We start from the raw sequence: 7,508 nt of genomic DNA, 5'->3' as shown, positions 1-7,508 counted from the left end.
AGCAGGATCAAAACCTCTCGTTTCTCGGAGAATTCCTAAAATTCGTTTAATATGTTCTAAAGTTTGTTGTTGTTCAACACTTGCACCAGGCATTTCATTAACTGCTGTTAAACCTACCCTTTCTCGGAGTAAAAAAGTAAAATTATGTAAAACGTTTTTACTTACCGCATCCAGCCCATTCACAAACTCATCTACTAACCTATCACGAATAAATACACCGCGTTCAGAAGAGAGAAATTCTACACTCTGATTCATGATTAAATTAAAGTCGTAATCTTGACTATTACGGGCATTTTTTAACAAGTTTTCTAAACGATTCCACCGGAATTTACCATCTTTAAATAGTAAATCTTTCAATGAAGTTCTTAATTCATCAGCTGGATCTGTTAACAGTCGTTTAGAAACATAAGGATAAGCTTCACTGAGAACTTTGAAATTCGGATCTATATAAATAGCAATCCCTTCCAATGTCACCAAAGAACGAATAATTAAAGCGTAATAGGGAGGTACGCGGAAAGGATACTCATACATTAATGCTGATAAATCATCAGTAATGCTTTTAATGTTTAGTTCTGCGACACTCGCACCTTGGGCATTAGCAAAAACCTTGCTAAAAGCCGGAACAATCGGTGTTAAATCTGTTTCTGGGGAAAGAAATTCTAATTTGACATAATCTTGTGCTAATAAATCAAAATCACGGTTAACAACGTGAACAATAGCTTCAATTAAACCATAACGTTGGGGCGGTTTAATTTCGCTCATCATCCCAAAATCAAGATAAGCTAACTTACCATCAAAGGTAGCTAACAAATTACCAGGATGGGGGTCAGCGTGGAAAAATCCATGTTCTAATAATTGACGCAGGGAACACTGCACACCTACTTCAATTAAATAACGTGCATCTATTCCTAGTTCTTTAATTTCCCTCGTTTGAGTTAATTTAATACCATTAATCCATTCCATCGTTAAAACGCGACGGTTGGTGTATTCCCAGTAAATTTTTGGTACATAAATATCTGGGATATGTCCATATAATTCAAAAAAGCGTTCAGCATTTTCACCTTCATGGATATAGTCCATTTCTTCAAAAATGCGATCGCCCAATTCATCCAAAATCCCAACTAAATCACTTCTAACCCGTTTTACATTTTTTTGCACCCATCCAGCTAACTTGCGTAAAATGTACAAATCAATGGTAATTCTTTCTCGCAAATCTGGACGCTGGACTTTAATTGCTACCTCTTCCCCAGTTTTGAGTTTACCTTTATAAACTTGTCCCAAAGACGCAGCAGCAATTGGTTCTGCTGAAAGTTCCGCGTAAATCTCCTCTGGACGACTTCCTAATTCTTCCTCAATAAACTGGTAAGCTATTTCATTAGGAAACGGTGGTAATTGATCTTGTAATTTAGTTAATTCTTCCAAATATATAGGAGGAACTAAATCCGGTCTAGTAGACAATGCCTGTCCAATTTTAATATAAGCAGGACCTAATTTTGTTAATAATTCTCGCAGTTGAACTGCCCGACGACGATCATTTTTCACCACAATTCCCCGTTGCTTATCCCACCAAATCCCGAAAAGATATGACAACGTAGGTCGTAAAACTGTTAAAATTCGCCGCAGAACCTGTAAAGGCTGGTTTTGGTAATGTGCTTGAATCTCTTCAGGATCATAACGCAGTGTCTCAGGTTCAGTTTCAGCTAATACTGTCTGCTTATGCTTTGCTGAGAATTTTGGTGAATTGATCACCAAGACTTCTGTACTATTTTCTGGTATTACTTCAATTAAGGACAATTCGCTTCCGCGACTGTCCTCCACGGTAGAACGAGAACTAGGGGGAAGACTCTTAACCATCATCAAAAAGCCACCAGTGAGATAAACGCTGTTAAATATTGTAACAATATGTTGCGAATGCCGCTAGATAAGTCAACAAGCAAGGAAAGTTGTAATCATATCTTGGCAAGGTTTTATCCCAGCTTGATTTTCATCAAGATAGCCATCATCGCCAGGGAAATTCCTACTCAATTGTTCGGTTCTACTACTATCACTAATGCAGAAAAGACTATAACCTCATAAGTATATAGTGCAGTGTCTACTTTAGCTGCTGTGAGATGCTCGTCAATTAGATTTTAGATACTCGTTAATCGAGAGGTGAAAACCTGTGTACGAATGGATTTTGCCAAGTTTGAGAGAAGTTTTAGCCGCAAGCCGATCAAATAAGGCTGAGTGTTCATCTGCTAAAGCAGAGCAACAATGGCGCATCAGTTTAGCAGCTACAGAACATCTCCTCCTCAATACCTTGGCAACTACGACATCTGACATCACTCAAGGTTTAACCCAAGGTTTAACTCAAGGTTTAGTTTTAACAGCACCAGCACCCTTATTTAGTCAGCCAAAATTAACTAAAAGTTTAAAAACGGTTACTTTTACTGCCCAACCCTTTAACCCTTTGGCTTTGATGCCGTTTCAAGTTTCCGGTGCGATCGCCCAAAGTCGAGAAAATGAAGCCATATCTCCTTGGGAAGATCCGCAGCAAATTACAGACTATGCTTACAAATATAATCATATCTGTCCAGAAGAATCAATTTTACCCTTATTACCTGCCGATCCTCTAGGAGCAGAGCAGTTTTGCTTGGTGTTCACAGAAAATTTTAGATTGGTTTTAGTGTTATCAGCAAACAGCAGCGGGAACAAAGAATTTTTATTTTCTTTTGCACCAGAAGTAGTACAGCAAGCTTGGCAAGTTTTAGGCGCAAGGGTGGTTTTGACTAATCCCGAATTATTTGCTGATTTGGATGCTTTAGTCCAAAAATATCCGGCAACTGCACCAAACTATCAAACTATAATTCAATTTACCCAGTTTTTGCTTCAGGAATTAGCAGAACCAGAAACGGATAAACCAACACATACTATTCCCATCTCTCCACCTACCCACAATCATCTTTCCCCATCAGCAAAACCATCTTCCCGTTCTGATGTGGAATTACTACAAGCTTTTGCCCATGAAGTCCGCACCCCACTGGCAACTATTCGTACTATGACTCGGTTGCTACTCAAGCGGCAAGATTTACCAACTACTGTAATTAATCGTTTGCAAGTTATTGATCACGAATGTACTGAACAAATTGATCGGATGGAGTTGTTATTTAAAGCCGCAGAATTAGAAACTTGTACAACAACAAAATCTGGCAATACCCAATTAACTCCAATGTCTTTGGATCAAGTTTTACAGCAAAGTATCCCCCGTTGGCAACAAGCAGCAACTCGACGGAATTTAACTTTAGATGTGGCTTTACCTCAGCAATTACCAACTGTTGTCAGTAATCCCGCTATGCTAGATCGGGTACTCACCGGTTTAATGGAAAATTTCACCCGCAGTTTACCCCCCGGTAGTTCTATTCAAGTTCAAGTTATTCCCGCCGGGGATCAACTCAAATTACAATTATCACCTCAATTAGATTGTCAAGATACAACCAGAACAATAACACTACCAATTCGTAAATCTTTAGGTCAATTATTAGTATTCCAGCCGGAAACAGGAACTATTAGTTTAAATATTTCTGCTACTAAACATCTATTTCAAGCTATTGGTGGTAAGTTGATTGTACGTCAAAATCCCAAATATGGGGAAGTTTTAACCATTTTCCTCCCTTTAGAAGTTAGTTGTCAACAAAAAGTGAAAATGTAAGCAGTCAGGAGGCAGGAGGTAAATATTTCTCCCCAATCACCAATCACCAATCACCTATTCTTGATCACCGCATCGCTAAAAGCGCACTTCCATAAGCAGCTTCGGTGTTATTAGATGCAACTACAGGTACTTTTAAATATTTAGCTCTAATAGCCGTCCAAGTAGAATTAGCCGCACCACCACCAGCCGTATAAACATAGCTTAATTTATCTGCTCCCAGTTGTTGCAATAATTCATATCCTCTTGCTTCTATTCGCGCCATACTTGATAACAAACCATGTAAAAATTCTTTGGGATCATCTGGTCTAGGTTCTAGTCTTGGGGGTAGATGGGGATCATTAATGGGAAAGCGATCGCCTTCTTTCAACAAAGGATAATAATCTAACTCACTGGCTTGTGATACATCAATTTCTTGACTCAAGCGAACTAACTCATCATCAGTAAAAAAGTGTTTTAATACAGCGCCCCCAGTATTAGAAGCTCCTCCAGTTAACCATAAATCTCCTAAACGGTGGCTGTAAATTCCATATCGTGCATCTTCTACACGGGTACGACTCAAAAGTTTCAGTACCAAAGTTGAACCCAAAGAAGTTACCGCTTCCCCTGGTAATTTTGCTCCACTAGCTAAAAAAGCCGCAATACTATCTGTTGTTCCTGCACACACCAAGCAATCACGCCTAAAACCAAATTTAGCCGCAATTTCTGGAGTTATTTCACTAATGGGAGTACCAGGTGCTAAAACTTGGGGTAAAAACACAGGAATTTGCATTTTTTCTAGCCATTCTGGATATTGCAACTTTTCTACGTCATAACCCAATTTTAAAGCGTTGTGATAATCGCTAATACCTAATTTTCCATGTAAGAGAAATGCCAGCCAATCAGCTTGATGTAGTAAATATCTAGCTTGATTAAACGTAGGTAATTGTTGCATCCACAGCAATTTTGCTAGGCTAGAAGTAGCACTCAGTACCGTGTGGTTAGGTGGAGCAATACTACTCAAATCCTTGAGCATCATTGATCCCCGTGGATCGTTGTACAATAAGGGAGCATCTACAGGCTGGCCAGCAGCGTCAGTCAGCAAGATTGTGGAAGAAGTACCGTTAATAGCGATCGCCCCAATTTCACGCCGCCATTCCTGGGAAATTCCCTCTATAAGACCCCATAAAGCGTCTTTCCAGCAATTTACCCAATTTGTCACATTTGCCCAAGGATAACGCATTTGAGAGACAATTCTAGCCTCTTCATCAATCACTATCGCTCGTGCGCCAGATGTACCAAAATCAATACCCAAGTAGAAAGTCATAACGGGGAATAGGGAATAGGGAAGAAAATTTTAGATTTTAGATTTTAGATTTTAGATTGGAGTTGACAAAAACAATCCAAAATCCAAAATCCAAAATCAATAACTCCTGCCTCCTGACTCCTGACTCCTGACTCCTGACTCCTGACTCCTGAAAAAATCATGTTTTTGTTGCATCTTGTAACAAGATATTCCCCAATTTTGGCAAAACAAGGAAAAGTAGTAAAAGAAATGTTAATCATCTCATTGGAATTTTAGGAGAGTTTCCACCATGACTATCTCAGATACTCAAGTGTACATCGCTCTAGTTGTAGCTTTAATTCCAGGCATTCTCGCTTGGCGTTTGGCGACTGAACTTTACAAGTAACTCCCAGATGTGACACCCACACAAGACTAAATCAACCTGGCCATACAAGGTAAAATCTTCAGGATCTTGGGACTTTTAGCCAAAAGTATCTTGAAAAAATGTACCTGCGTATGCCAGGTATTTTTTTTTATGACCTAATACTTGTAGAAAATTACCAAAAATGAAGTAATATGGCAGCTAAATTAAGTCGCAATTAGCGCCATTTTACTTTTAATGGTGCTTCCCTTCAATCAGCCTGACTATTTTTATTGTTATGAACGCCTTTCAACCATCCAAACCACCGCTACAACCACCAGTTAAACCCACCCGAACTGCTCCTAGACCAAAAAAACATCTTCACCAACGTTCTTATCAAATCATGGCACTAGAAACTTCTGCCAAGATCACCGTTAACTTGGTTATTATCACAGCAGCGGTATCTGCTCTATCTCAGCTTATGCCTTATCACCGGTTACAACAAGATAAGTTGCGAGAAATCCGCACAGAAGTCAAGCTCATGCAAGGACGTGTTGATGATTTGAGGACGGAATTTAGCCGCAATTTTGATCCCAGTCAAGCTAATAGTATCAGGCAAGAACAATCATATAGATTTGCTCCCAGTCAACTTCCGGTGGTGCTGATTAATCCAGATACTAAAGATACTGAACGATCCAATTCCACACCCTGAGACAAATTGAAATGATTTGCAATTTTAAGGGTGTATAAATAAGAAATGAATTTCTATTAATAACAGAAGCTAATAGTCAATAGCTAATTCGTGAAGAGTTTGATAGTTATCATCTATTAGCCAATCAAAGATGCAGGGGCGCTACCAAAAAATTAAAACAAAAAATTAAAATTTGAGAAAGCAAAAAATTGAAATTTTTTGAATTTTGAATTTAATCTGATTTAATGTGAAAAATTTACCAATCAGTCTTTTGGGGAAGAAGCAATTCATCTAACCAATTTTCCAGTTGTAAGCGCAACCGATAACCAGAAACATCCTCATTGGTGTCTAAACAGTTGATATATGTGAGGGCGCGGTAATAATCAGCGATCGCACAATTCCAGTCACCCCAAATATGATAAGTCCTACCACGTTCAGCCCAAATATTACCTTGTAGCTGACCAAACAACAATGCAATCTCAAAATTATCAATTGCTTCCTGATATTCTCCTAAATCACGCAAAGTAATACCACGGTTAATCCAAGCACGAACATAACGCGGATTTAAATCTAAAGCCTGATCATAGTCGGCTAGTGCGGCAATGAACTCGCCACAAGCAGCATAGCAATTAGCTCTATTATTATAAACACTTGCTAACTTAGGATTTAGCTGCATTGCTGTATTGTAGTCACTTAGAGCTTTTTGGCATTCACCACTTTGAAAATAAATTAGCCCTCGATTGTTATAATCAATTGCATTGTTAGGATGACTATCAATCAATTGGTTTAACAAAGCGATCGCCTCTGTGTAATCCCCTTGGTGAGCTAACTTTAAAGCATAAGACCTTAAGTAGCCGTCCTCTGGTAAAGATTTACTGCTAGTTTTCACGCCAGTTTTTTGTGTATACGCAGTATTTTGATGATTGCCTTTGTATAGTGGATTGTTCTGTGTATTAGAAGTTAAAAAGGAGTAATGATCCATATATTCCTGCCTGAGCTACTTGCTCTGTGAAATCAAATGAAATGATAGGATTTTGTTTGCTAGTGGTTTACTCACTGTTTCACTGTTTCAGGAGTCTTGGCTTAATCCAAGAAGAACAAATTTAAACTACTTAAACAATTAAGCCATAAGCCTAAAAATATATACATCACTCCAAAGGTCAATTCCAGAAAGAATTTTGATCAATGTAATAATTCAGGAGTCAGGAGTCAGGAGTCAGTGGTTCGGCTTACTTCGACTTACTTCGACTGCGCTCAATACAAGTCGCTCACCAACCGGAGTCAGGAGTCAGGAGTCAGGAGTCAGGAGTCAGGGGGTTAGTAGCTAGTTACTTTTTTCTTAACCAATACTAACAAATACTCACATTTGCTGAAAATTTTCTGTCATCTTTTGGCTTTGTGACAGAATTACAGTAAAATCACTGTATGCTACTAGGATTCAAAACCCAACTCAAAGTTAACAAGCAACAACGACTACTACTGGCGCAACACGCAGGAGTAGCCAGAC

7 protein-coding genes are annotated in these 7,508 nt (G+C 38.8%); 4 read left to right on the top strand and 3 right to left on the bottom strand.

Annotated elements, in window-relative coordinates:
* The coding region (locus FFR48_RS23325; RefSeq protein WP_137669009.1) for an ABC1 kinase family protein at positions 1–1,857 on the bottom strand (1,857 nt) is incomplete at its 3' end.
* Between the two features lie 304 nt (positions 1,858–2,161).
* Between FFR48_RS23325 and FFR48_RS23320 the strand changes: the two genes are divergently transcribed.
* Complete coding sequence (locus FFR48_RS23320) at positions 2,162–3,688, top strand: sensor histidine kinase (RefSeq protein WP_137669008.1); 1,527 nt, start codon at positions 2,162–2,164, stop codon at positions 3,686–3,688.
* A gap of 64 nt (positions 3,689–3,752) precedes the next feature.
* Here the strand turns inward: FFR48_RS23320 and FFR48_RS23315 are convergent, their stop codons facing one another.
* Positions 3,753–4,991, bottom strand: a complete 1,239-nt coding sequence (locus FFR48_RS23315; protein ID WP_096571956.1) for an FGGY-family carbohydrate kinase — start codon at positions 4,989–4,991, stop codon at positions 3,753–3,755.
* A gap of 268 nt (positions 4,992–5,259) precedes the next feature.
* Between FFR48_RS23315 and psaM the strand changes: the two genes are divergently transcribed.
* Both psaM and FFR48_RS23305 read left to right on the top strand, forming a co-directional pair.
* Complete coding sequence (gene psaM / locus FFR48_RS23310) at positions 5,260–5,355, top strand: photosystem I reaction center subunit XII (protein WP_096571955.1); 96 nt, start codon at positions 5,260–5,262, stop codon at positions 5,353–5,355.
* 253 nt (positions 5,356–5,608) lie between these two features.
* Positions 5,609–6,022 carry a slr1601 family putative cell division protein gene (locus FFR48_RS23305; protein WP_096571954.1) on the top strand — a complete coding sequence of 138 codons (414 nt, stop codon included), beginning with the start codon at positions 5,609–5,611 and terminating at the stop codon, positions 6,020–6,022.
* Positions 6,023–6,257: 235 nt separating this feature from the next.
* Here FFR48_RS23305 and FFR48_RS23300 read toward each other — a convergent pair whose 3' ends face one another.
* Positions 6,258–6,983, bottom strand: a complete 726-nt coding sequence (locus FFR48_RS23300) for a tetratricopeptide repeat protein (RefSeq protein WP_096571953.1) — start codon at positions 6,981–6,983, stop codon at positions 6,258–6,260.
* A gap of 443 nt (positions 6,984–7,426) precedes the next feature.
* Here FFR48_RS23300 and FFR48_RS23295 point away from each other — a divergent pair.
* Positions 7,427–7,508, top strand: an 82-nt coding sequence (locus FFR48_RS23295; RefSeq protein WP_162501946.1) for a helix-turn-helix domain-containing protein, incomplete at its 3' end; no start/stop codon positions are given.

The sequence above is a fragment of the Sphaerospermopsis reniformis genome (genome assembly GCF_005402885.1).
Lineage (GTDB): Bacteria > Cyanobacteriota > Cyanobacteriia > Cyanobacteriales > Nostocaceae > Sphaerospermopsis > Sphaerospermopsis kisseleviana.
Note: the sequence above shows the minus strand (reverse complement) of the source record. Positions and strands in the feature narration are given on the sequence as shown.

Bases quoted from the DNA above. Each gene is read 5' to 3' on its own strand.
- FFR48_RS23315 (WP_096571956.1), bottom strand. From the start codon at position 4,991: ATGACTTTCTACTTGGGTATTGATTTTGGTACATCTGGCGCACGAGCG.
- psaM (WP_096571955.1), top strand. From the start codon at position 5,260: ATGACTATCTCAGATACTCAAGTGTACATCGCTCTAGTTGTAGCTTTA.
- FFR48_RS23305 (WP_096571954.1), top strand. From the start codon at position 5,609: ATGAACGCCTTTCAACCATCCAAACCACCGCTACAACCACCAGTTAAA.
- FFR48_RS23300 (WP_096571953.1), bottom strand. From the start codon at position 6,983: ATGGATCATTACTCCTTTTTAACTTCTAATACACAGAACAATCCACTA.